Annotated in this window: 27 protein-coding genes; 1 reads left to right on the top strand and 26 read right to left on the bottom strand. The window is 53.6% G+C overall.

What is annotated here, in order from left to right; all coding sequences use genetic code 11:
* Nucleotides 1–45 precede the first annotated feature (45 nt).
* From hepT to ABS784_RS05535, 14 genes are all read right to left on the bottom strand, one after another.
* Complete coding sequence (gene hepT, locus ABS784_RS05600) at nucleotides 46–1,008, bottom strand: heptaprenyl diphosphate synthase component II (RefSeq protein WP_352511732.1); 963 nt, start codon at nucleotides 1,006–1,008, stop codon at nucleotides 46–48.
* 15 nt (nucleotides 1,009–1,023) lie between these two features.
* Nucleotides 1,024–1,728, bottom strand: a complete 705-nt coding sequence (gene menG, locus ABS784_RS05595) for a demethylmenaquinone methyltransferase (RefSeq protein ID WP_352511730.1) — start codon at nucleotides 1,726–1,728, stop codon at nucleotides 1,024–1,026.
* Nucleotides 1,729–1,732: 4 nt separating this feature from the next.
* The gene (locus tag ABS784_RS05590) at nucleotides 1,733–2,512 is read right to left on the bottom strand and encodes a heptaprenyl diphosphate synthase component 1 (protein WP_031206406.1); all 780 of its coding nucleotides are present in this window, start codon (nucleotides 2,510–2,512) and stop codon (nucleotides 1,733–1,735) included.
* A 115-nt stretch (nucleotides 2,513–2,627) separates the two neighbouring features.
* Complete coding sequence (mtrB, locus tag ABS784_RS05585) at nucleotides 2,628–2,852, bottom strand: trp RNA-binding attenuation protein MtrB (protein ID WP_011231698.1); 225 nt, start codon at nucleotides 2,850–2,852, stop codon at nucleotides 2,628–2,630.
* A 12-nt stretch (nucleotides 2,853–2,864) separates the two neighbouring features.
* Nucleotides 2,865–3,431, bottom strand: coding sequence for a GTP cyclohydrolase I FolE (gene folE, locus ABS784_RS05580; protein WP_011231699.1), 567 nt, complete (start codon nucleotides 3,429–3,431; stop codon nucleotides 2,865–2,867).
* 128 nt (nucleotides 3,432–3,559) lie between these two features.
* A complete protein-coding gene (locus tag ABS784_RS05575) occupies nucleotides 3,560–3,832 on the bottom strand; it encodes an HU family DNA-binding protein (protein WP_008879623.1) in 273 nt (90 codons plus the stop codon).
* A 650-nt stretch (nucleotides 3,833–4,482) separates the two neighbouring features.
* Nucleotides 4,483–5,961 (bottom strand): stage IV sporulation protein A, encoded by a 1,479-nt coding sequence (gene spoIVA, locus ABS784_RS05570; RefSeq protein ID WP_011231701.1) that lies wholly within the window; start codon nucleotides 5,959–5,961, stop codon nucleotides 4,483–4,485.
* Between the two features lie 156 nt (nucleotides 5,962–6,117).
* Complete coding sequence (locus tag ABS784_RS05565; protein ID WP_021321982.1) at nucleotides 6,118–6,840, bottom strand: hypothetical protein; 723 nt, start codon at nucleotides 6,838–6,840, stop codon at nucleotides 6,118–6,120.
* Nucleotides 6,841–6,857: 17 nt separating this feature from the next.
* Nucleotides 6,858–7,061 (bottom strand): DUF2768 domain-containing protein, encoded by a 204-nt coding sequence (locus ABS784_RS05560; protein WP_011231703.1) that lies wholly within the window; start codon nucleotides 7,059–7,061, stop codon nucleotides 6,858–6,860.
* A 181-nt stretch (nucleotides 7,062–7,242) separates the two neighbouring features.
* The gene (locus ABS784_RS05555) at nucleotides 7,243–8,277 is read right to left on the bottom strand and encodes an NAD(P)H-dependent glycerol-3-phosphate dehydrogenase (protein ID WP_011231704.1); all 1,035 of its coding nucleotides are present in this window, start codon (nucleotides 8,275–8,277) and stop codon (nucleotides 7,243–7,245) included.
* Between the two features lie 331 nt (nucleotides 8,278–8,608).
* Nucleotides 8,609–9,919, bottom strand: a complete 1,311-nt coding sequence (gene der / locus ABS784_RS05550) for a ribosome biogenesis GTPase Der (RefSeq protein WP_013144887.1) — start codon at nucleotides 9,917–9,919, stop codon at nucleotides 8,609–8,611.
* Between the two features lie 208 nt (nucleotides 9,920–10,127).
* On the bottom strand, nucleotides 10,128–10,313 hold the full coding sequence (locus ABS784_RS05545; RefSeq protein ID WP_011231706.1) for a capping complex subunit for YIEGIA: 186 nt from the start codon (nucleotides 10,311–10,313) through the stop codon (nucleotides 10,128–10,130).
* On the bottom strand, nucleotides 10,303–11,205 hold the full coding sequence (locus ABS784_RS05540) for a YIEGIA family protein (RefSeq protein ID WP_020754085.1): 903 nt from the start codon (nucleotides 11,203–11,205) through the stop codon (nucleotides 10,303–10,305). Before ABS784_RS05540 ends, ABS784_RS05545 begins: the two co-directional genes overlap by 11 nt.
* Complete coding sequence (locus ABS784_RS05535; protein WP_011231708.1) at nucleotides 11,202–11,798, bottom strand: YphA family membrane protein; 597 nt, start codon at nucleotides 11,796–11,798, stop codon at nucleotides 11,202–11,204. The genes ABS784_RS05540 and ABS784_RS05535 overlap by 4 nt, the downstream gene beginning before the upstream one ends.
* A gap of 125 nt (nucleotides 11,799–11,923) precedes the next feature.
* Between ABS784_RS05535 and ABS784_RS05530 the strand changes: the two genes are divergently transcribed.
* Nucleotides 11,924–12,058, top strand: a complete 135-nt coding sequence (locus ABS784_RS05530) for a YpzI family protein (RefSeq protein WP_013524139.1) — start codon at nucleotides 11,924–11,926, stop codon at nucleotides 12,056–12,058.
* A 358-nt stretch (nucleotides 12,059–12,416) separates the two neighbouring features.
* Here the strand turns inward: ABS784_RS05530 and rpsA are convergent, their stop codons facing one another.
* From rpsA to ABS784_RS05470, 12 genes are all read right to left on the bottom strand, one after another.
* Complete coding sequence (gene rpsA / locus ABS784_RS05525; RefSeq protein WP_011231709.1) at nucleotides 12,417–13,580, bottom strand: 30S ribosomal protein S1; 1,164 nt, start codon at nucleotides 13,578–13,580, stop codon at nucleotides 12,417–12,419.
* A gap of 179 nt (nucleotides 13,581–13,759) precedes the next feature.
* Nucleotides 13,760–14,353 (bottom strand): lysophospholipid acyltransferase family protein, encoded by a 594-nt coding sequence (locus ABS784_RS05520; RefSeq protein WP_011231710.1) that lies wholly within the window; start codon nucleotides 14,351–14,353, stop codon nucleotides 13,760–13,762.
* Nucleotides 14,350–15,024 (bottom strand): (d)CMP kinase, encoded by a 675-nt coding sequence (gene cmk / locus ABS784_RS05515; RefSeq protein WP_011231711.1) that lies wholly within the window; start codon nucleotides 15,022–15,024, stop codon nucleotides 14,350–14,352. Before cmk ends, ABS784_RS05520 begins: the two co-directional genes overlap by 4 nt.
* 99 nt (nucleotides 15,025–15,123) lie before the next feature.
* Nucleotides 15,124–15,303, bottom strand: coding sequence for a YpfB family protein (locus ABS784_RS05510; RefSeq protein WP_011231712.1), 180 nt, complete (start codon nucleotides 15,301–15,303; stop codon nucleotides 15,124–15,126).
* Nucleotides 15,304–15,356: 53 nt separating this feature from the next.
* Nucleotides 15,357–16,025: a flagellar brake protein gene (locus ABS784_RS05505; protein ID WP_041468023.1), complete on the bottom strand. Its 669-nt coding sequence runs from the start codon at nucleotides 16,023–16,025 to the stop codon at nucleotides 15,357–15,359.
* Between the two features lie 153 nt (nucleotides 16,026–16,178).
* A complete protein-coding gene (gene ypeB / locus ABS784_RS05500) occupies nucleotides 16,179–17,522 on the bottom strand; it encodes a germination protein YpeB (RefSeq protein ID WP_041467891.1) in 1,344 nt (447 codons plus the stop codon).
* A 15-nt stretch (nucleotides 17,523–17,537) separates the two neighbouring features.
* Nucleotides 17,538–18,332 carry a spore cortex-lytic enzyme gene (gene sleB / locus ABS784_RS05495; RefSeq protein ID WP_011231715.1) on the bottom strand — a complete coding sequence of 265 codons (795 nt, stop codon included), beginning with the start codon at nucleotides 18,330–18,332 and terminating at the stop codon, nucleotides 17,538–17,540.
* Nucleotides 18,333–18,422: 90 nt separating this feature from the next.
* Nucleotides 18,423–19,100 (bottom strand): glutamic-type intramembrane protease PrsW, encoded by a 678-nt coding sequence (gene prsW, locus ABS784_RS05490; RefSeq protein WP_012820744.1) that lies wholly within the window; start codon nucleotides 19,098–19,100, stop codon nucleotides 18,423–18,425.
* Between the two features lie 88 nt (nucleotides 19,101–19,188).
* A complete protein-coding gene (locus ABS784_RS05485; RefSeq protein WP_352511722.1) occupies nucleotides 19,189–20,160 on the bottom strand; it encodes an asparaginase in 972 nt (323 codons plus the stop codon).
* Nucleotides 20,161–20,378: 218 nt separating this feature from the next.
* Complete coding sequence (locus tag ABS784_RS05480) at nucleotides 20,379–21,371, bottom strand: YpdA family putative bacillithiol disulfide reductase (RefSeq protein WP_011231718.1); 993 nt, start codon at nucleotides 21,369–21,371, stop codon at nucleotides 20,379–20,381.
* Between the two features lie 89 nt (nucleotides 21,372–21,460).
* Nucleotides 21,461–22,732, bottom strand: a complete 1,272-nt coding sequence (locus ABS784_RS05475) for a Glu/Leu/Phe/Val family dehydrogenase (protein WP_011231719.1) — start codon at nucleotides 22,730–22,732, stop codon at nucleotides 21,461–21,463.
* Between the two features lie 160 nt (nucleotides 22,733–22,892).
* The gene (locus ABS784_RS05470) at nucleotides 22,893–23,483 is read right to left on the bottom strand and encodes a genetic competence negative regulator (RefSeq protein WP_011231720.1); all 591 of its coding nucleotides are present in this window, start codon (nucleotides 23,481–23,483) and stop codon (nucleotides 22,893–22,895) included.
* Between the last annotated feature and the right edge of the window lie 132 nt (nucleotides 23,484–23,615).

Below are 23,615 nucleotides of genomic sequence, written 5' to 3'. Positions count from 1 at the left end.
TAGTATCATTGTTTTCCGTCGTTGGCAACAGCGTCCTTGAAAGCGCTAATAATCCCTTTTTCCGATGTAGAGAGCGAGATCATGAAGCAGCGTGCGCGCTTCGTTGGCCGGCAGCTCGCCAAGCAGGCCGAGCGCCTTTTCCAAATAGCGATCGCTTAGCGCATACGATCGTTCGATGGCGTCTGTCTGTTTAATGGCCGCTAGCACCGCCGCCATCTCCTCGGCATCCGTGTCCGCGTTGACGGCCGTAATTTTTGCCCGCACCTGTTCATCACAAAGGGCATACAGCACCGGGAGAGTGACGTTTCCTTGCTGCAAATCGCTTCCAGCCGGCTTGCCGAGCTGCTCTTCCGTGCTGGTGAAATCGAGAATGTCATCGGTAATTTGAAACGACATGCCGACGTAATGGCCGAACCAATACAGCCGATTGGCCACGGCTTCCGGGGCGCCAGCGGCAAAGGCGCCAAGCTGGCAGCTGGCGGCGATCAATAGCGCCGTTTTTCGGCGGATGCGCCGCAAGTACGTGCGAAGCGGCTGATCAAATCGGTATTTATCCTTGATCTGCTCGATTTCCCCGCGGCACACTTCAACGATCGTTTTCGCCAACACTTGATGAGCGCGGGGACTCTCAAGCTCCGCCATCCGCTCAAGCGAACGGGCGAAGAGGTAATCGCCTGTATACATGGCAAAGCGGTTGCTCCATCTCGCCTTGATCGTCGGTCGCCCGCGCCGCACGTCGGCGTCATCGATGACATCATCGTGAACGAGCGATGCCATATGGATGAGTTCGAGCGCTACGGCTACATGTTTAATCCGTTCGAAATCATAATGGCCAAAGCGGGCGGACAGCAAGACAAAAACGGGACGGATTCGCTTTCCGCCCGCTTGCAATAAATGGAGCGCCGCTTCCCCGAGCGGCCCGTATTCGGATCGGACCGTCCGCTCCAGCTCCTCTTCGACCGCCGCCAAATCATCGCTTAAAAACGAATACATCGCCTTTAACTTCATGGTGTTCACCTTGACTCATCGTTTATAGCCTAAATGCATGGCCGCTACACCGAACGTGTACGGTTTGACCTCGACATCAACGAAACCGGCTTCGCGGAACATCTCAGCCAGCTCGTCCCGCCCTGGAAATTCGCGCGTCGACTCCTGCAGCCACGAGTATTCTTCGTAACTTTTCGCCAACAGCTTGCCAAACAGCGGCATAATAAACCGAAAATAAAAATAGTAAAGCTGGCGGAAGCCAAACAGCGTCGGCTGCGACGTTTCCAGACAGACGGTCATGCCGCCCGGCTTGGTGACGCGGTGCATTTCCTTAAGCACCGTCATATAATCAGGAACGTTGCGCAAGCCAAAGCCTATCGTCACATAATCGAACGAATTGTCGGGAAACGGCAGCTGCATGGCGTTGCCGTGAATGAGCTTGACATTGCCGAGGCCGCGCGCCTTCACCTTTTGTTCGCCGACTTTCAGCATGTTTTCGCTGAAGTCAAGGCCGTACACTTCCCCCTCCGGCCCGACCGCCTCAGCCAGCGCGATCGCCCAGTCGGCCGTTCCGCAGCAAACGTCGAGCGCCCTTTTCCCTTTTTGCACATTCATCCTCCGCATGACGTCTTCGCGCCATTTCAAATGGCGGCGGAAGCTGATGACAGAATTCATCCGGTCATAATGTGCAGAAATTTTTTCAAATACGCGATGGACTCGCTCTTCTTTCGATTGATGCATCGTTCTACCCTTCTTCCACCGACTTTTTGACGATGGCTTGAAATCCGCCGGCAAGTTCCGCCATGCGAAACCGCAGCAGGTCGTTCATCGGCAAATTCGCCGCCAGCAGCGCTTCCTTGCAATGGTCAATATAACGCTCGCAAAGGCGAAGCAAATGCCGCCTTTGTTCTTTCGTCAGCCCTTTGGCCCATGGAAAGGCGATATGCGCCATTTGCTCAAACAGCATGGATGACCCCGTGCGGACGAACGCTTCCTGCTCGAGCAGCAAGCGCCGCAACAGCAAGTAATGGCCGGAAAATCGCCCCCATTGCGGCGCCCCGATGCGCTCGGCAAGCTTCGCAAGCAACGCCGACTCGATCGTGCCGACCGCGGCGAACAGCGTCTCGATCCGCTCCACCTTTTTTTCATACAGCCGCACTTTTTGCTCATTAATCTCGCGGACCGCTTCGGCGAACAAACGGATGAGCGCAACATCGCCCGAGCGCGCCAGCAAGTCGTAATAAAGCCCGCTGTACAAGTCGCCGGCCAAAACGACAAGCTGCCGCGTCCGCAAATCGCCGCCGCGGTCTGTCACCTGATCATGGGTGTCAAGGGCGATTTGCATGAGCATCATGGCGATGATGCACCGGTCCGGCTCATTTGGCGCCGCCGGAGCATCAGTCATCATCGACAGCGAAAGCAGCAGCCGGTCTTCATCAACAGCCGGCGCCGGCACATGCGCGCGCAAATACGGATGGTCAAGCAGCCGTTCGATTTGTTCCTTCAATGACGACAATTTCACCATGATGTCATTCACTCTTCTCACCCTTGTCCCCCAAAAAATATCCGCACCGCCATGACGGACTCAATTATAACATAATTTTGTCGAAAACGCTCTAGTTTGCTAGAAATTTGCTGGTTTACTTTTTCCCTTCCGATTCAACCACACCGTGGCGCGTTTGAATATACGCTTTTCCTCTCACTTTGATCGCCGACGTATGTTCCGTGAACTGAGCAATCAACACTTCGCCTTTGTCAAGCTTTTCCGAATGGTGAAATCTTGTGTCCGCGCCGCGCGTCAGCCCGATGACGTTCACCCCGTCTTCGAGCGCTTTAATGACGACAAAATCGCTGTTTGTGTACATCCTCTTCCCTCCTTACGCTTTGATTAACGAAAGCACTTCAGCGCGGGCGTTGGCATCTGTTTCAAACACGCCGCGCACCGCTGTCGTCACTGTTTTGGACCCCGGTTTTTTCACCCCGCGCATCGTCATGCACATATGCTCCGCCTCAACGACGACCATCACCCCATGCGGCTCAAGCGCCTCGACGATCGAATCAGCGATCGTTGCCGTGATGCGCTCTTGCAGCTGCGGGCGGCGCGCCACCGCCTCAACGGCTCGAGCGAGCTTGCTCAGCCCGGTCACTTTCCCTTCCCGCGGAATATAGGCGACGTGGGCAGCGCCAAAAAACGGCACTAAGTGGTGTTCGCACATCGAATAAAACGGAATATCTTTGACGAGCACAAGCTCCTCATGTTCCTCGCTGAATACGGTTTGAAAGTGCTGCTTTGGGTCTTCCTGCAGCCCAGCGAACACCTCGGCGTACATTTTCGCCACCCTCTTCGGCGTATCGACGAGCCCTTCGCGGTTTGGATCTTCCCCGATCGCCTCAAGAATGAGGCGGACCGCATATTCAATTTGCGCAAAATTGATCTCTGGCATACAAACAACATCCTCCTGCATCATAAAAGCTGCATGTAATCCGATTCTAGCATAGGGAGCCAAAAAAAACAAAAAAGAAGGGCCGGTGGATCACCTGCCCTTCCCTCCTGCGCTCCTGCTATGTAGGCTTACTTGACGGCATCTTTCAATGCTTTGCCCGGTTTGAATGCAGGAACTTTGCTTGCCGGAATTTCCATTTCTTCGCCCGTTTGCGGGTTGCGTCCTTTCCGGGCGGCGCGCTCGCGCACTTCAAAGTTTCCAAAACCGATTAATTGCACTTTATCGCCTTTTCGCAGCGCTTCTGTAATCGAATCAAACACCGCATCAACGGCTTTTGTCGCATCTTTTTTGGAAAGACCGCTTGTTTCAGCGACCGCGTTGATCAATTCCGTTTTGTTCATGCCATTCACCTCCTCCCAAGGGGCTGGTCTTGTTTACTACCATTTGTGCACACTTTTCTGCTTTTCTATACATAGACATCCAATTCCAGCGGCAAGAAGGCCCGCGCGCCGCGCCGGCGCAGCCAATCATTCTATGTTTGCCTCGCGACAGTCCGCAGGAGATGCGCCTATGCCGCCGGCTGAAGCCCCTTCCCAACAGTTTGGGCTCCTCCTGTTTTCGCCGGGCGCAAACGAAGCCAAGGGCGAGGAAAGCCGCCTTCTTCCCGCCAACAGGCGGTGACATGCCTAATCTTAACCAATTGACCGCGGAAATTCAACATCTTTTTTCGCAAAAACGGCCAATTTTAGGCATATTTCACCAAAACAACGATTTCAGATAAAAGATTACCATAACGCCATGCCTATAATCAAGTGCCAATCCTGATTTCTCAAGGGTTTTGGCGATTTTTTCCCTTTGCCGCTTAGCAACTGAAAAAATGGCATCAAAAAAAGCTCCCTTGTCGGGAGCTTGCGCGCGGCCTCCGCTTTTCTTTCTGTCTAGCTGCGGCCGCTAGCTCCCTTCCGCAAAATAACCTCCGCCCTCGAAGTGCAAGCACTTCTGCGGGCGGAGAACATTTTGCCTCGGGAGCTTGCGCGCGGCCTCCGCTTTTCTATAAAATAATCGCGATGAGGCCGCCGGAGCCTTCGTTGATGATGCGCTCAAGCGTTTCTTTCAGCTTGTAGCGGGCGTTTTCCGGCATGAGCGCAAGTTTCGCTTGGATGCCTTCACGGACGATGGAGCTGAGCGAGCGGCCGAAAATGTCAGAGTTCCAAATCGACAGCGGATCGTCTTCGAAGTCTTGCATTAAATAGCGGACGAGCTCTTCGCTTTGCTTTTCCGTGCCAATGATCGGTGCAAACTCCGATTCGACGTCAACTTTGATCATATGAATCGACGGCGCCACAGCTTTCAAACGGACGCCAAAGCGCGACCCTTGGCGGATGATTTCCGGTTCGTCAAGACTCATGTCAGACAAAGCGGGCGCAGCGATGCCGTAGCCGGTTTGTTTGACCATTTTCAGCGCGTCGGCGATTTGGTCATATTCCGCTTTCGCATGGGCGAAGTCTTGCATGAGCTGAAGCAGATGGTCTTTGCCGCGAATCTCGACGCCGACGATTTCTTTTAAAATTTGATCGTACAGCTCATCCGGTGCATACAAGTCAATTTCGGCGATCCCTTGCCCCATTTCGATGCCGGCAAGCGCCGCTTTTTCGATGAAATCGTACTCGGCAAACTGCTGCACAACCCGGTCGACGTCGCGCAGCCGTTTGATGTCTTTGACGGTGTCGCGCACCGCTTCTTGATAGCTTTCGCGCAGCCAATGATCTTCGCGCAGCACCATCACCCAGCTCGGCAAGTTGACGTTCACTTCAAGCACCGGGAATTCATATAATGCTTCACGAAGCACGTTATACACGTCGGCTTCGCGCATGCTTTCCACGCTCATGGCGAGCACCGGAATGTCGTACTTTTCGGCGAGCTCGCGGCGAAGCGCCTCGGTTTCCGGATGGTGCGGCCGAACGGTGTTGACGATCATAATGAACGGCTTGCCGACTTCTTTGAGCTCGCTAATGACCCGTTCTTCCGCTTCGACATAGTCTTGGCGCGGAATTTCCCCGATCGTGCCGTCCGTCGTAATGACGACTCCAATCGTCGAATGTTCTTGGATGACTTTTCTTGTCCCGATTTCCGCCGCCTCTTGGAACGGGATCGGCTCTTCATACCAAGGCGTGTGGATCATCCGCGGCCCGTTTTCGTCTTCATACCCTTTTGCGCCGGGCACGGCGTAGCCGACGCAGTCGACAAGACGGATGTTGACTTCAAGCCCCTCATCCACTTTCACCGTCACCGCCTGGTTTGGCACGAATTTCGGTTCTGTCGTCATGATCGTCTTGCCGGCGGCGCTTTGCGGCAGTTCATCTTGGGCGCGCGCTTTATCGGCTTCGTTTTTAATGTTCGGAATCACGACCAACTCCATAAACCGTTTAATAAACGTCGATTTTCCGGTGCGGACGGCGCCGACGACCCCTAAATAAATGTCGCCGCCGGTCCGCTCGGCGATATCTTTAAAAATATCGACCTTTTCCAAATAACTCCCCTCCAGTCCTTCGGTCGTTATAAGAAACAGTGGAATGAGCTAGCATAGTCGGACACTATATGCATATGATGTTGTCCGATTCGGTTATGACTAAAATAGAAAAAATCCCTTCTCTAGAATGTATTTTCCTAGAGAAGGGAAGATGACTCATTTTGTAAAAAAAATCGGTTCATTCGTCTTGGCGTCGATCGTATAGGGCAACGAATACGCCGGCACAAACAGCGAATGGTCGGTCAAAATCGAGCGAATATCGTCACCCGGCTTGTAGTGGTGCGGATATTTTTTCAACGCCGCATACAAATCAGAACGGTAGTCAATGTAAATTTCTCCATTCCCGTCGATGACAAACGGCAAGTTGTTGCCGGAAAACGGGCTGACGACATAAGGCGGCTCTTTATAGCCGAGCTTTTTGTAATCGAGCGTAAATACGCCCGGCGCAACGACGTCTTGAAACGGCGGATATTTATGCTTGTCCGTGTACATGCTAAGCCGCAGCTTCAGATCACGGATGCGTTCGGCTAAGCGCAGATCAAGCAGCTTGACCGTCGGGTTCGTTTCCGCATCGATGATCATATACTGGAAGACGCCCCCGCTTTCATAGGCGTTTCCCGGCGGCTCCTGCATATAGCGGGGAACGAGCTTTTGAAAATCGACTGGATACTTCAAATACATCGGCGTGTTCATGTCGCGTGTTTTAATCGGCAGAAGCCCGCCGGTCGCCTTCCGGTACTCATCCACCGCCGATTGGACGGCCGCCACTTGGTCTTTGTAAGGAATTTGGTTTTGTTTCAGCCGCTCTTGTGGATACAAGCAGCCGGAAAGCAGCGCCAAACATATACATGACAACAACAAGCGAGCGATTCGTTTCATCTTTCCCACCTTTTTGCCTATTGCGGTGTCGGTCCGCTGAATACGACGAAAATGATGATGATGCCGGCGAAAATCAAAAGAATGTAGGCGACGAGCGCCAACAGAAAGCGAAGCCATTTCATCTTGACTTTGTAGCGGCTTAAGTAAATGAAGCCGACGGAAATAAACATAAACACCATCGAGGCGATGGCGATCCACATTTTCGCTAACGCCGGTGACATGGACGCTCCTCCTTTTTTTCGACAACTATAATTATAGCATTGGCAAAAAAAAAGCTGAAGTAAAGCGGGGCTTTCTTTACTTCAGCATCCCCTCATACCCTTCCGGAAGCTCAAGCCGATGATGGTTCGCCATATTGTATGCAGAACGAAGACGACTTGTACCGCCATTGGCCTATTTTCATCATTCTTGTTCGGCAAAAATGTTGTTTAAGTCATCCATTTCCTCTTTTTTTCCGCGCGCCATGAGCGAATCGACCGCCTCTTTCGGGTCTTTTCCCGCAAACAATACGTCATAGAGAGCTTCGGTGATCGGCATCTTCACACCAAGCTCTTTCGCCAGCTCATAGGCGGCTTTTGTCGTTCGCACCCCTTCGACGACCATCCCCATGCTCTCAAGCACCTCGTCCAGCTTTTTTCCTTGGCCGAGCATGTAGCCGGCCCTCCAGTTGCGGGAATGGACGCTCGTGCACGTGACAATCAAATCGCCGACTCCCGTCAAACCAGCGAATGTCAACGGATTAGCGCCGAGGGCGCAGCCGAGGCGGGCAATCTCGGCGAGCCCGCGCGTGATGAGGGCCGCTTTGGCGTTATCCCCATAGCCAAGCCCGTCGCTGATTCCGGCGGCCAAGGCGATGATATTTTTCAGCGCCCCGCCGACTTCGACGCCGATTAAATCCGGGTTCGTATACACGCGAAAATAGTGATGGTTCATAAAGATGTCTTGAATGCGGCGCGCCGCTTCCATATTTGGCGACGATACCGCCACGGTCGTCGGGTGGCGGAGCACGACTTCCTCGGCATGGCTCGGCCCGGAGAGAACGACAACATCTGCAAGCCATTCCCCCATTTCCTCGGCGACCATTTCCGACACCCGCTTATGCGTCCCTGGTTCGATTCCTTTGCTGACGGCAACAATGGTGATCGGCTTGGCCAAGCAGGCGCGCACGTCCGCAAGCACCGAGCGGATCGCTTTAGTCGGCACGGCGAGCACAACGATCGCAACGCCGTCAAGCGCAGCGCAAAGGTCGTCATAGCCGATAATGGCGTCCGGCAGGCGAACGCCTGGCAAATATTTCTCATTTGTCCGCTTTTCGTTGATTTCGCTGATCTGCTCGGTCCGATGACCCCAGAGCCGGACGTGGTGCCCATTGTCAGCCAGCACGAGCGCCAACGCCGTTCCCCAGCTTCCAGCCCCCAATACGGCGATGTTCTCCATCATTTTCCACTTCCTTTATCCGATTGTCGCAACCTTGAAAAATAGCAATCGCGCCGCCTCTTCGCTCCTGTTCGTCCGACTTTCGCGGCGGCGACACATGGCTTACGCTCCTGTGACACCACCCACACAGAACCAAGCTTTCCTTGGTTCGAGCCTCTTCGCCGGCCTCGCAACGCGTATCGCCGATGGGCGCGCGGCCTCCGCTTTTCTTCCTGTCTAGCTGCGGCCGCTAGCTCCCTTCCGCAAAATAACCTCCGCCCTCGAAGTGCAAGCACTTCTCGGCGCGGAGAACATTTTGCCTCGGGAGCTTGGCGCGCGGCCTCCGCTTTTCTTATTTCCGCGGGCGGGCGATGATTTTAATCGGCGTGCCTTCAAAACCGAATGCATCGCGGATGCGGTTTTCCAAAAACCGTTCATATGAAAAATGCATCAGTTCCGGGTCGTTGACAAACGCGACAAACGTCGGCGGTTTGACGGCGACTTGCGTCATGTAATAAACTTTCAGACGCCGCCCGTTATGCGTCGGCGTCGGATTCATCGCCACCGCATCCATGATGACTTCATTGAGCACATTTGTCTGGACGCGCATCGCATGATTGTCGCTCACAAGCCGGACGAGCGGCAAGAGCTTATGCAGCCGCTGCTTCGTTTTCGCCGATACGAACAAAATCGGCGCATAGTCCAAAAACGGAAAATGATCGCGAATCTTCCGCTCAAATTCGACCATCGTTTTGTCGTCCTTTTCAATCGCATCCCATTTATTGACGACAAGAATGACACCGCGACCCGCTTCATGCGCGTATCCGGCGATTTTTTTGTCCTGCTCGATGATGCCTTCCTCAGCGTTTAACACAACAAGCACGACGTCCGAGCGCTCAATGGCCCTTAACGCGCGCAAGACGCTATATTTTTCCGTGCTTTCGTAAATTTTCCCTCGTTTGCGCATCCCTGCCGTATCAATGATAACATATTCCTGCCCTTCGCGCACAAATGAGGTGTCGACGGCGTCCCTCGTCGTACCGGCGATGTCGCTGACGATGACCCGCTCCTCACCTAAAATGGCGTTGACAAGCGACGATTTGCCGACATTCGGCCGGCCAATGAGGCAAAACTTAATGACGTCTTCTTCATACTCTTGTCCACCGCCCTTTGGAAAATGACGGACAACAGCATCAAGCAAATCGCCAAGCCCTGTCCCATGAGCTCCGGAAATCGGATACGGCTCCCCAAAGCCCAGAGCGTAAAAGTCGTAAATCAAATCACGCATTTCCGGATTGTCGATTTTGTTCACCGCGAGCACAACCGGCTTATTCGACCGGCGGAGCAGCTTGGCCACCTCTTCATCAGCCGCAGTCACACCGTCCCGGCCGTTCGTCATAAAGATGATGACATCCGCCTCATCGATGGCGATTTCCGCCTGCTGGCGAATTTGCACAAGCAGCGGCTCGTCGCCAATGTCAATGCCGCCGGTATCGATCAAATAAAACGAATGGTTCAGCCATTCGGCTCGGCTGTAAATGCGGTCGCGCGTCACTCCAGGCACGTCTTCGACGATGGAAATGCGTTCCCCGACAATGCGGTTGAAAATCGTCGATTTTCCTACATTTGGACGGCCGACAATGGCCACGACTGGATTTGCCATGCTACCACCCTTTATCTTCGTTTTCTCCTTACCTTTGTCGCTGAAAAAAAACGCCCTTTTCGGAAGGGCATCGGTCCATCAACGCCAAGGGCACTTGACTGCGAGGCTAGGAAGGAAATGACTTTTTACCAATCAAGTGCATCTTTTAGCGATGAACCAGGGTAGGCTACAACTGCTTTATTTTATCAAAAAGCGAAACGCTCAACAACTAATGTTTGACGATAATAAGAAGCCCCTCGCCCACTTCATGGGCGATGCCATCCAAAATCGCCTCTAAATTCGCGGCGATCTGTTCCATTTCCTCTTTCGTTTGGCAAATAAAGATCGGCGCACCGCCGGCGACGCGCCCGCCGTTCATCGTAATGACGGCCAAAATTATTTTTTCATGCGTCATCGCCGCTCCACCCCTTCCGCTTCCAACGCCGTTTCTTCGGCATGCGGATGGCGCTCTCAAGCACCGGCACGTTTTCGATGACAGCCTTCGCCTTCTCGACATCCTCGACTTGCGGCAAAATAAAAATGCCGACGCGTCCGTCATTCAAATCGCGCTTGGCGAGCGGCACGAGCGCCGGCGTTCCCGAGTCGCGGTAAATGCCGAGGGCGGTCGATACATCATGCAAAATCGCCTGCCGCTGCCCAAGATTGGCGATCGTCGTGCGGGCGTTGAAATTTTTCGGCGTTAAAATAAACCCCATTCCATAGCGCAAAATTTCTTCGCGCCGCGCCGGCAAGCCGATGTTCATGATATAGATGTTGTCAACATACAGCCCTGCCCCTTCAAAATGCGGCTTGACATATTGGACCTCGGCAATGTCTTTCAGCCGGCTTCCGCTCATAAACCGCCGCGCCGTCATAAGGCCGATGATACTGGCGGCAAGCGCGGCCCAAATGTCCCATACTAAATAAAAGAGCGTCGATAAAAAGGAGACGAAAATGACTAAATAGTTCCGCCCTTCAAACACAATCGCGATGCCTTCGATGTATGTTTTTCCTCTCGGCACCAGCTCATACTGATCCAACTCGTTCAACGTATTGCGCTCCATATTGCGTACGTCGCGAAATTGTGAGGCGGCCAAGGCCAAAAACGTGATCGCTGCGAACTCTTTTTCCATAATCGCCGGCACGGCGACCGTTCCCAGGCCGGCGGCAATGGCCCCTAAGGCGATATGGATCGTCCGACCGTGCAAATACGTCGGGTATTGCCGGTAATCGGTGCGCAACAAATAAAGCCGCGTCAACACCCCAGCGGCAACACCGTATAAAATCGGAAACGTGTATTCGTTCACGGCTGCCTCGTCCTCCTTACAGGCCGTTTTTCCTCAAGCTGCAGCGAGAAGAAGCGGATCGATTCCCAAACGAGCAAAGATGATGCGCTAATGGCGAGCGCATCCAAAAAGGAAAACGACCCAAGCACATAACCCGGCGCCATGCGCAAGATGGACATGGCGTACACCACTTCCCCTTGACAGCCGCCGAGCGCCAGACAAAGAAGGCGGGCGGATATGCGGCGGTGGAACAGACTGCTGATCAAGGCCATCCACCAGCCAAGCATCCATTGGCCATCAAGCCAAATCCAGACCGGATCAAACAAGGCAAGCAGACGAAAAGCGGCATAGGCAAACGCCAAGCCGGACGCTGACAGCGCCATCCGCAGCCATCCGCATGGCCGCTGTGTGACCGCCACGTAACAAGAGGAGAAAAAAAGCACAAAAAAGGACGCCGCCATATGAATGGGACTGATCTTCACCGTCATCGAGGCCGAACTGATCATGAAAAGCGAAAATGCAGCCAGCTTCGTCCGCTCGACGGTCTTTTTCATCAAAAATGTCGCTGCAATCCATAACGCCCAAAAAAAGAAATAAAAATAAGCTCCTTCCATCTTTTCCACTCCTTATTATGTTCATTATGTCATCTTTTATGAACGTTCATTCCCGTATAGAAAAAACAGCATTCGTTCATAGTAAAAATGATCGCTGTACCGAAGCAGAAAGGAGCCATGGCGAAATGGGAAAAGATCGACAGGAAAAAAAGCTGAAGCAATCGCGGCGCGTCGAGTCAGATCGAGATCAGTCCCTCTCCTATAAAGGAGCGGCTCGGCTCGACACGCCGGAGGAAGCGCGGGAACGGAACGAGCACTAAAAATGACGAAAGGCCTTTCTCTACAACCACTCTGTTCGTTTGATTCCAAAAAAACGGCATTTCCATTGCCAATGATGAAAAGCTAGCCGCGCCAATAAGGACGGCTAGCTTTCGTTTACGGCGAAAAAACGATTTCGAACGAAAAATGGTCTATTCTCCTCTATGTGTCAAGGATCTTCCTTAAAGATTGAACATTCGTTTTTCGGTGTAGTCTACCGCAACCTCCTTCCCGATGCAAAACAAACAACTTCTGTTGATGGCAGGTTCAACTAGATAGAACAAGGCATCAACTTTTGGCTAAACAAAAAACCCCACCTTGATGGCGGCTGCCACCAAAATGGGGTTGCTTCACAGTTCGTCATTTCAATTTTTTCAGCTGCTCGCCAATCACTTCGCCGAGCTGAAAGCCGCGCGTTTCCGACGTTCTTGTGTATTGGCTGTAATCCTCGGCCGGCGCGGCCGCCTCTTCCTCAAGCAGCGCGCGGATGCTGAGGGAAAGGCGGTGATCCGCTTCGTTGACGTCGAGCACTTTCGCCTTCACCACGTCGCCTTCTTTCAGCACTTCATGCGGCGAGCCGATGCGGCGGTTGGCGATTTGCGACACATGCACCAATCCTTCGACGCCTGGGAAGACTTCCACAAACGCGCCGAATGAAGCGAGCCGTTTCACCGTCCCGGTGACGACATCACCCGGTTTCACTTTTTCGCCGAGGCCTTCCCATGGGCCCGGCAGCGCTTCTTTGATCGACAGCGACAGGCGGCCTTGTTCCGGGTCGACAGCCAACACTTTCACTTTCACCGCATCGCCTTCTTTCACCACTTCCGACGGATGAGCGACGCGCGTATGGGAAAGCTGGGAAATATGTACGAGCCCATCAAACCCGCCGACATCGACAAAGACGCCGAAATCGGCAATGCGGCGGACGACGCCATCCAACACTTGCCCCGGCTCAAGGCGGGAGAGCAGTTCTTTTTGCTGCCGCGCTTGTTCTTCCTCAACGACCGCCCGATGCGACAAAATGACGCGGTTTTTCTCGCGGTCAAGCTCGACGACTTTCACGGCGAGCGTTTTTCCTTTATAATCGGAAAAATCTTCGACGTAATGCGGTTCGACAAGCGACGCCGGGATGAAGCCGCGCACTCCGACATCGGCGACAAGACCGCCTTTGACGATGTCTTTAATGACTGTTTCAAATGTTTCGCCGCTTGCAAATTTGCGCTCAAGATCTTCCCACGCCCGCTCGGCGTCCACCGCTCTTTTCGATAAAATGAGCAACCCTTCTTCCCCGTCTTTTCCTTCTTCCACTTTTTTGACTTTGGCCGTCACTTCATCGCCGACAGCGACGGCATCGCTCGGTTTTTCAATATGCAAGTTCGACAGCTCGCTGATCGGAATGATGCCGCTTTGCTTGCTGTTTTCCACCTCGACCAGCACTTGCTTGTCCTCAAGCTTCACCACTTTGCCGCGGACGATATCGCCCACTTCATACACATTGACTTGCACATTCATCTCTTCTGTCATCGCAAAAACCCTCCTTCATCGACTGACAACTGTCAAAAGCGCGCCTCGCGCCGAGGCCGCGGCCGGCTGTCGGCAAAATAAGGACGCTTTTCTAGTTAGTATACCATATTTTCTCAATCAACATGTACTATAATGCTCATTGAGGCGGCGGAAGGGATGCCTCGAACAGCATATTCCTTTCATGCTCGCTGATGCTCTTCCAGCAGCCGGCGGATATGATCCATAATGTAATCGGCCGCTTCTTCCGGGCTCGCTTTCCGCGCGCGCAGCGGCGCCATATCGATCGGCGCTCCGTACACAACCTTAAGCGGCACAAACGGACGGTACGGGCCGACAATGGCGCACGGGACAACGGCGGCCTCGGTGCGCAAAGCGAAAAAGCCAACGCCGGGCAACGCCTTTTTCAGCCGGCCGTCTTTGCTGCGCGTCCCTTCCGGAAAAATGCCGAGCACTTCGCCTTGCTTCAGCACCTCAAGCCCCGTGCGCAGCGCCTGGCGGTCGTTCATGCCGCGCTTGACCGGAAAGGCATGCAAGCTTTTGACGAGCGTTTTCACGACCGGAGCACGAAACAGCTCTTCTTTCGCCATAAACCGAATCGGCCGCGGCGCCGTAATGCCGATGACCGGCGGATCTAGGTTGCTGATATGGTTGGCGCAAAGAAGCACGCCGCCTTCCTTTGGAAATTGTTCAATCCCGATCGTTTGAATGCGGTAAAAAGGGGTGAGCACTCCCTTGACGATCCCCTTGGCGAATGAATAAAAGTCCACCGTCATCCAATCCTTTCGTTGACAATCTCCATAATCCGCTCCACCACTTCCTCAACCGACAGCGATGTCGTATCGATTTCCACCGCATCCGGCGCCTTGCGAAGCGGCGCTGTCTCCCGTTCCGAATCGAGCCGGTCGCGGCGGGCGATCTCTTCTTTCAGCTTTTCAAGATCGGATGGAAAGCCGCGCGCGAGATTTTCCTCATGCCGGCGCCGCGCCCGCTCCTCGACCGAAGCTTTCAGGAAAATTTTTACTTCAGCGTTTGGCAGCACATGCGTTCCGATATCGCGCCCGTCCATGACGACGCCGCCCCCTTCCGCCAAGGCGCGTTGGCGGGCGACCATCTCCTCGCGCACAAGCGGATGCTTCGCAACAAGCGACACCGCATTCGTCACCGCCTCACCGCGGATGATGTCGGTCACATCGTCGCCATTGACTAGGACGATCTGTCCATGCGGCGACGGTTTCAACTCAATCGATGTATCGCGAAGCAGCGACAGGAGCGCCTGCTCATCATGGATGTCGACGCCGCATGCAAGCGCCCGGTACGTCAGCGCGCGATACATGGCGCCGGTATCGATGTATACGTAGGAAAGCCGCTCAGCGATCCGTTTGGCGACCGTGCTTTTCCCCGCCGCGGCGGGTCCGTCGATTGCGATGCTGATTCGTCGTTTCATCATTTCCTCCTAGCTTTACCGAAAATCGCTTGATGAGTGCACAAAGAAAAATGCAGGAAAACCCTGCATGTCTCCATGTTCATTGTACCATATCCGCCGTCAACGGTCGACGGCCGTTTCAACTGTTTTCGTTTTTTCTGGCTTGGCTACACCTTCGTATTCATACACCTTGCCGATATACAACGCCGCTGGCGTGTACAACACAAGCCATTGGGCGATCAACAGGCAAATCGTCTGGATGACGACAAGCTTCCACAACAGCTGTTCGATCCGTTTCATGGCGCAAGCCTCCTGCTTTCCCATTTTTTCTAGCAGTATTCCACGCGCCCAGCTCATTTATTCTGTTCGTTCTCCCATTTTCTCTCCTCAAGCTGCCGTTCAAAGCTGTAGCGAATGAGCCGAACGCGGTCTTGGGGGGCGAGGTTTGTGAACTCCACCGACATTTTCGCCATGCCGCGTTCGTCATCAGCCATGCGCACAATCGACGCCTTCGTTTGCACGTAATGGTATTCGCCGGAGCGCATCGCCAACACGAGCCAAAGCTCGACCGCCATGCCGGGGCGAAGAAGCGGAGCGTGCGCCGGCGGCACAAGGAGGGCGGCACCGCCGGCGCTGATATCCACCGTCTTCGTCACAAACGGAGCGAACTCGCTGTCAGACGGATGGACGGCCGCATCGACATTGGCTTTCACCCGTACATAACGGCGGCGCTGGATGCGCACGACGTATTCCTCGCCCGGGTAAGCCAAGACGACCATCGGCAACGGATCGCGGATTTTCCCCTTCACTTCGGTATCAAACATGTATAAACCGCCGTCTTGCCCGACAAAAGTCGCTTTAAACTGCATCCCGTTCAACAAATAAACGGTTTTTCCGCTCTGTTCATCGATCGGATAGCTGATATGAACCGCCCCGTCAGCAACAGCGAGCGCTTTGCTTCGGTATTGCCGCGCTGAGCCGTCCGACGGCTCAAGCCGGATCGAATCTCCGATTTTGATCATCATGTTTCCTTTTCTCCTTTTCAGTCAGCTGCCGAACCGGCGATCGTTTCGCTGACCCGCATGATGTCCCATGACGATTATACCATACCGTCCGACTGCCTTTGACCAAAAAAAGAGGAAAAGCCGACAGCGCCAGCTTTTCCTCCCTTGTTTTCATCTGTAATTCGGCTCCACGCTTTCGAGCTTCTCGACTTTTTCTTCAAGGCCGGTTGCGGCGTTAATGAACAGTTGATACGTTTCATCGCCAAGCGTTCCTAAAAACTCATAGCAAAGCACCGGTTTTTGCAAATCGTTCATAATGACCGCCTGGCGCTCTTCCATCACTTTCAAATGTGGGTTTAACTTTTTCTTCGCCGCCTCGACGGTGAGCGTCGGTTTGGGCAACGGACGCGGAATGGACGATGACAAATAGTCGCGCGCCGTAAAGCCGACGACATGGCCGTTGTCAAGCGCCACTTTCATTTGGATCGCTTCCGGGTAAATGCGGACGCCGTTTTCGCTTTTAACAAACGTCAGCACGGCGACATTATCGTATTGCGTGCTGTCGTACAACTCAAAGCCGGCGAATTGATGCCGTCGCAAAAACGCCATCCCGCGGTTGGCCGCCTCATGCAAGCTGACCTTCGGCTTGCCGATTGGCCGGCTGTTTAACGCCCAAATCGGATATCCGCCGTTTTTCGTCACATCCATATAAATGTCGCCCTTTGTTTTCGGATCGTGAATCGTTAAACTGTAAAAACGCTCATCCGCCCCATTGCCGCTGTCCGTCACCTTGATTTTCTCTGTTCCTTTTAAGCCGAGAAACTCGCGGGCGATCCGTTTCGCCTCGTCTTTGGAAATCGGGCGCCCTTTCGCGCGGACAAAGCCTTTTTCCTCGTTGGCGAGGCCGATGAACGACGGGCCGAACTCGGACGAACTTGAGAATGTATCAACATTTTTCTCCACCGCTTTTAAGCCGTCAATAATGATGTTGTCGCCTTTCTCGTCGTTCGTCGCCAGCGCCAGTTCGACGTCCATCCAGCGCAAATTGTTTTCCAGCACTAAATGCTGCACGTTGCGCAATTCTTGGCGGATCGCGCCGGCGCTTTTGTACAGCGCCTCGAGCGTCTTGTGCTCTTCTTCGGTCAACGGCTCTTTTTCCAAATCGCGCACAGCCGTCCGGTAGCTGAACTCGCCGATTTTCGATAAAAACTCTTGCGTCTTGTTAAACGGCAAAAGCGACAGCGGCAGTTGGCCGACATCGGAATGGGCTTCAGATGCGATTTTCCACACTTCGGCGAGCGCCGGCGACAATGAGGCGTGCGAATTCATCGCCAGCGTCGCTCCAAGCTTGTCATGCAGCAAATCGATCTGGTAGGCCAAATCGTGGAACGCGCGCTGGTAATTGTTTTCCGCATGAATTAAGATCGCGTTTTTTTCCTGATGCTCCCGGTAGCCCCAGTAACCAGTGCCGACGACAGCGACGACAAGCGCTGCAATCAGTAAGTTTCGCACCATCTCGTCTCCCTCCTTTTATTTGCAAAAAATATGGTTTCCAATCCGCTTGATTTGCGGGCGGCTCCAAATCCAAGCGCTCGTCGCCGTGGCTGGGTTAAAGTAGTAAATCGCTCCGCCGGTTGGGTCCCAGCCGTTGATCGCATCAAGCACCGCTTTTTTCGCCGTTTCATTCGGCGTCAGCCAAATTTGCCCATCGGCGACCGCGGTAAACGCGCCTGGCTGAAAGATCACCCCGGCGACCGTATCCGGAAACGACGGATGCTCCAGCCGATTTAAAATAACGGCGGCAACCGCCACTTGTCCGATGTACGGCTCCCCGCGCGCTTCCCCGTAAACGGCGTTTGCCATCAGCCGAATATCGTTTTGCGAAAACCCTTTCGGCACGTTCGACGCCGTCGTTTTCGCTGCCCGCGACGATCCTCCGCCGCGTTTTTTCACCTGCTGGCTGAGCGGAATGCCGCCGTAATGGGTGAAATCGTTTCCTTGGCGGATTTGCTCTTTCACAAACTGCTCGTAATATTTTGAAGCGTTCACAAGCTTCCGTTTCGTCTCCGATCCGGCTAGTCCATCGACCGGCAAGCCGTATTCGTATTGGAAATTGCGCAGCGCCCAATACGTTCGCCAGCCAAACACGCCGTCAATTTTGCCGTTGTAAAACCCAAGGTATTGCAGCCGCGCCTGCAGTTCAATGACATCATCGCCAACTGCTCCACGCTGAATCACTTGCGGGGAAAACGCGAAAGCATGGCCTGATGGGTAAATGCACGTCCAAACAGCCAATGCGATGAATAGAACCCATTTTCTTGCCATATGTGAACCTCCCGTCAACACTCACCGTTTTTACCCCTATTTTCCTTCCGTTTCCCTTTTTTATGCGAAAAAAAGAAAAAGCCAAAGCTTTTACGCTTGGCTTTTCACAGGCGGCACCGCTTGAGGGCGGGCGTATCCTTTCGCTTGTTTTACTTTGCGCAACGCCGCCCACCATAAGGCGAGCATAAACAACCCCATGTAATAGCCCCATCGCTCTTTGGCGAGCAACAGCCAGTCATAGACGCCATGAAGGAAAAACGGCAACAAAAACGACGCCCATAAATAATAGCGGCGCTTTTTTACGGCAAACTTCGCCTTGCCGAAATAAAACCCCATGATGACGGAAAAGAGCGCATGACTGGACACCGGCAAAAGCGCACGGGCAATGGCCGTCTCCACTCCGTTGGCCAACAAGTACAAAATGTTTTCCAGCGTCGCGAACCCAAGCGAGACGCTGGCGCTGTACACAATGCCGTCATACGGCTCGTCAAATTCGTCGTGGTCATACACAAAAAAATAAACGACAAACCATTTGACAAACTCCTCAAGGAGCGCAGCGGAAAGAAACGCCTCGGCTGCCGGCGACGCGACGATCCCTTCTGCCGCCAGCACGTATTGGATGAACATGATCGGAAACACAAGCAAGACGCCGAACAAAAACATGCGCAACACAAACGAAAGCGGCTCAGCCTCATACTCGTCCTTTAAATAAAAATAACTAAGCAGCGCCACCCCGGGGGCGACGCCGGCGGAAATCAACGAAAACATCCTCGATCCCCGTTTCTTTGGCATTTTTAACTTCATCGTACCACGAAACAGGGGAGAAAAAAAGAGGAATTGCTGGGCCGCTTGTTGCCTAATAAGCGAACAAGCCATCAACGGCGGCGTCGGCAGCAAGAGCGACAGCGAGCTTGATGCGCGCCTTTTTCGCATCGTAGGCGCTGCCAAGAATAACCCCTTTCTTATGCAAATCGTAGGCGCTGCCGGGGTAATCGTACGTTGTATACACCGCCCCTTCCTCGGCGCTCGTCGTCACAACGACTTTGATCCCCGCTTCGATGGCTTTGACGATTTCATCGACCATTTTTGGCGCCACTTGCCCGCGGCCGACCCCTTCGAGCACAATGCCAGCGACGCCGCTTTCTCGAGCCGCTTTAATGAACTTGCCGTCCGCCTCCAAGTAGCATTTCACAATGTCCACCGGCGGAAGCGGGCGCACAAGCTTGTAATATTCGCGTCGGATCGGCTTTTGGTACACGTACACCTCATCGTTGTCAATGATGCCTAAATAGCCGAAGCCGAAAGCGTTGAATCCTTGAATGTTCGAGGCGTGTTCTTTTTTCACGTATTTCGCGGCAAAAATGCGTTCATTGAACACAACGACCGTCCCCGCCCCACGCAACGACTCGGCGCACGCGGCGTAAATGGCATGGCGGATGTTGATGTACACATCGCTGCCCAAATCAGACGGCGCCCGCTGCGAACCGGTGACGACGATCGTCCGCGGGTCATCGATCGTCAAATCAAGGAAATAGGCCGTTTCTTCGAGCGCATCGGTTCCGTGAGTGACGACGATGCCATCAACGGATGGATCGGTGAAATGCGCCTCAATCCGTTTTTTCAGCTCAAGCCAATGCGAAAACGTCAAATGCATGCTTGGCAATTGAAATACGCTTTCCACGATGATTTCAATTTCTTTCGGCAAATGGCACATCGCCGCAAGTTCTTCACCGCTTAGCGCCCCGGCCCGCAGGCGGCCGGAGCGTTCGTTTCGCTTGCTCGCAATCGTGCCGCCGGTTGTCAGGAGCACCACTTTCCGTTTCGTCACGCAAGCCACCCTCGCTTTCTCGCTTTAGCATCATTACACGAATGTTGATTATCCATTATTTTACTAAAAAACAAAGAATGGTATGGCTGAACACACGCTTTTCTGCCTCTTCCCTCGAACAAGAACGCCGGCGGGCAAATGTCATTTGCCCGCAAGGCGTTCATTGTTCGAGGAGGGCATGCCGTCATATGCCCAGTCGATGTATTGGCCAAGAAGCGCTACTGCAGCTGCTTGGCCGACCCCTCCCGTTCGCGCTTGGCGATGCAGGCGGCAATAGCGTCTCCATGGAAGCGGCCGTTTTCGATAAAAATTTCATTCGCATCGTTGCCAGCGGCGATCACCCCGGCGATAAACACCCCCGGCACGTTTGTTTCCATCGTCTCTGAATCATAATGCGGCCGGCCGCTTTCCGGGTCGATCTGCACCCCGATGTTCATCAAGAAGCGATGATCCGGATGGTAGCCGGTCATGGCAAACACAAAGTCGTTTTTGATTGTTTTCGTTTCCCCGTCCACTTCATACACGACCGCATCTTCGGTAATTGCTTTCACATGTGCGCGAAACTCCATGCGGATGACGCCTTTCTTCACAAGAGAGTCAAACTCCGGCAAAATCCACGGCTTAATGCTTTTCGAATACTCGTTGCCGCGATACAGCACTGTCACGCGCGCCCCAGCTTTCACAAGCTCCATCGCCGCGTCGACGCTCGAGTTTTTCCCGCCGATGACAACGCAGTCGGTGTTGAAGTACGGATGCGCTTCTTTAAAGTAATGCATCACTTTCGGCAGCTCTTCCCCCGGCACGTTCATATAGTTTGGATGGTCGTAATAGCCGGTGGCGATGACGACGTACTGCGCGCGGTACGTCCCTTTTGTCGTTTCAATAAGAAATGCTCCATCTTCCTGCGGCTTGACGGTTTTCACTTCTTCAAACGTATTGACGCGCACTTGCTTGCGAACCACGACTTCCCGGTAATAAGCGAGCGCTTGATTTCGCGTCGGCTTCCGGTTTTCCGTGATAAACGGCACGCCGCCGATCTCCAACCGGTCGCTCGTGCTGAAAAACGTCTGATGCGTCGGAAAACGGTAAATCGAATGGACGATGTTTCCTTTCTCGATCACCAGCGGCGAAAATCCGGCGTCTTGCAAAGCAATCGCCGCCGCCAGCCCGCACGGACCGCCGCCGACAATAATGATTTTCTCCTCTTTCATCGTTTTTGCCACCTCGCATGAAGCAAAAAATCCCCTATCTTATGATAGGGGATTTCACCAAAGCTTGCAAACATCGGCGCTTGCTCGCCTCACACCCAGCCGCGGAACCGGCACGCTTCCGCCATTTTGCGGACGCCGACCATGTAGGCGGCAAGGCGCATGTCGACGCGGCGCGTCTGCGCCATTTCATACACGTTGTTGAACGCTTTGACCATCACTTTTTCAAGCCGCTGTTCCACTTCTTCTTCCGTCCAATAGTAACCTTGGTTGTTTTGCACCCATTCGAAGTACGACACAGTCACGCCCCCAGCGCTTGCAAGCACGTCCGGAACGAGCAAAATGCCGCGCTGCGTCAAAATTTCCGTCGCCTCAAGCGTCGTCGGCCCGTTCGCCGCCTCGACGACGATGCTCGCCTTAATGCGCGGAGCGTTTTCGGCCGTAATTTGGTTTTCGATGGCCGCCGGCACCAAAATATCGCAATCGAGCTCAAGCAGCTCTTGATTCGAAATCGTATTTTTAAACAGCTTCGTCACCGTGCCAAAGCTGTCGCGCCGTTCAAGCAAATAGTCGATGTCGAGCCCGTTCGGGTCGTACAGCGCGCCGTACACATCGGAAATGCCGACGACTTTCGCCCCGGCGTCGTGCATAAATTTGGCCAAATAGCTGCCGGCGTTGCCGAACCCTTGAACGACGACGCGCGCTCCCTTGAGCGACAAGCCGCGTTTTTTCGCCGCCTCGCGGATGCAAATGGTCACTCCTTTGGCCGTCGCTGTTTCCCGGCCGTGCGAACCGCCGAGGACAAGCGGCTTCCCGGTGATAAACCCTGGCGAATCAAACTCGCGAATTCGGCTGTACTCATCCATCATCCACGCCATAATTTGCGAGTTCGTAAACACATCCGGCGCCGGAATGTCTTTTGTCGGTCCGACGATTTGGCTGATGGCGCGCACGTAGCCGCGGCTTAGCCGCTCGAGCTCGCGGAACGACATCGTGCGCGGGTCGCAGACGATGCCGCCTTTGCCGCCGCCGTATGGCAAGTCAACGATGCCGCACTTTAAGCTCATCCAAATCGACAGCGCTTTCACTTCTCGTTCCGTCACATCAGGATGGAAACGCACGCCGCCTTTCGTCGGACCGACCGCATCGTTATGCTGCGCGCGGTAGCCGGTAAAAATTTTCACCGACCCGTCGTCCATGCGCACCGGAATGCGGACTGTCAACACGCGGATCGGCTCTTTTAACAGCTCATACACTTCTTCCGGGTAGCCGAGCTTTTCCAACGCTCTATGTATAACAATTTGTGTCGACGCCAGCACGTCGTATTGTTGTTCTTTCTCTTCCGTATGCTTATCGGCTGCCATACGTAAACCTCCTATAAGCTCGCTATAATAATTTGTCGCCTTTCATGTCATAGTATACACCTTCTGTGGCCGGATGCAAAGGAAAAATGGCGAAGCGGCGTCGAACAGTTGGCGCAAAAAAATAGACTCCTTGTCCATTTCAAGGAGCCTTTCTATACCTTTAATTGGCGCGGAAATAACGAACGAGCTGTTCGATCGCGCGGCGTTCAATCAGCCGCTTCCCATATTCTTGCACACGATGTATCGTTATCGTAGCCGGGTTGCCAAACTCGGCCAGCAAGGCGACAAAGTTGTCGAGCGGAATTGGGGGCTCTTCGGGAACATGCAAGTAAAAGCGGCCTTGATAGGAATAAAGCGTGCCGTCGAGGCAGCCGACCGCATGCAGGCGATGAGCGAGCTGGATGACATCTTCAAACGTTTGGAATTCGTAAAATATGTCATCGCTCTCATCGAGCGTTACTTGCATTTCGATATAATCGTCGGCGAATTCTTCTTCCATGTCGTCGTAGTCGCCTTCGTTCGTAACGATAACGACCATGCCCTGCGCCGGTAAAGAGTACACTTCGACCGCGATCGATCCGTTCACTTCAAAACCGAGCTCTTCGCTTGCTTCCTCGATCATATCGCGGAACAGCTGATGGACTTTAAACGTATCTTTCCATAAATCGTCTTTCGTCAACCCGCGGTCCAGCAAATCGTCAAACGTCAGGAAAATTTTGATTTTGTTGTGGGTCAAGCGCTCAAGACGCATCGGCACCCCTCCTTACCTACAGAGCCATCTCTTACCGTTATTGTATGACGCAAGCGGCAATTGGTTCGTTTGTTGTTATTAATGAGTTTACATCGTTTTCCCCGTTTTAGACAAGCATTTTTTCTCGGTTGC

The sequence above is a fragment of the Geobacillus sp. G4 genome (assembly GCF_040327975.1).
GTDB classification, from domain to species: domain Bacteria; phylum Bacillota; class Bacilli; order Bacillales; family Anoxybacillaceae; genus Geobacillus; species Geobacillus thermoleovorans.
This window is presented reverse-complemented; position numbering and strand designations above follow the sequence as displayed.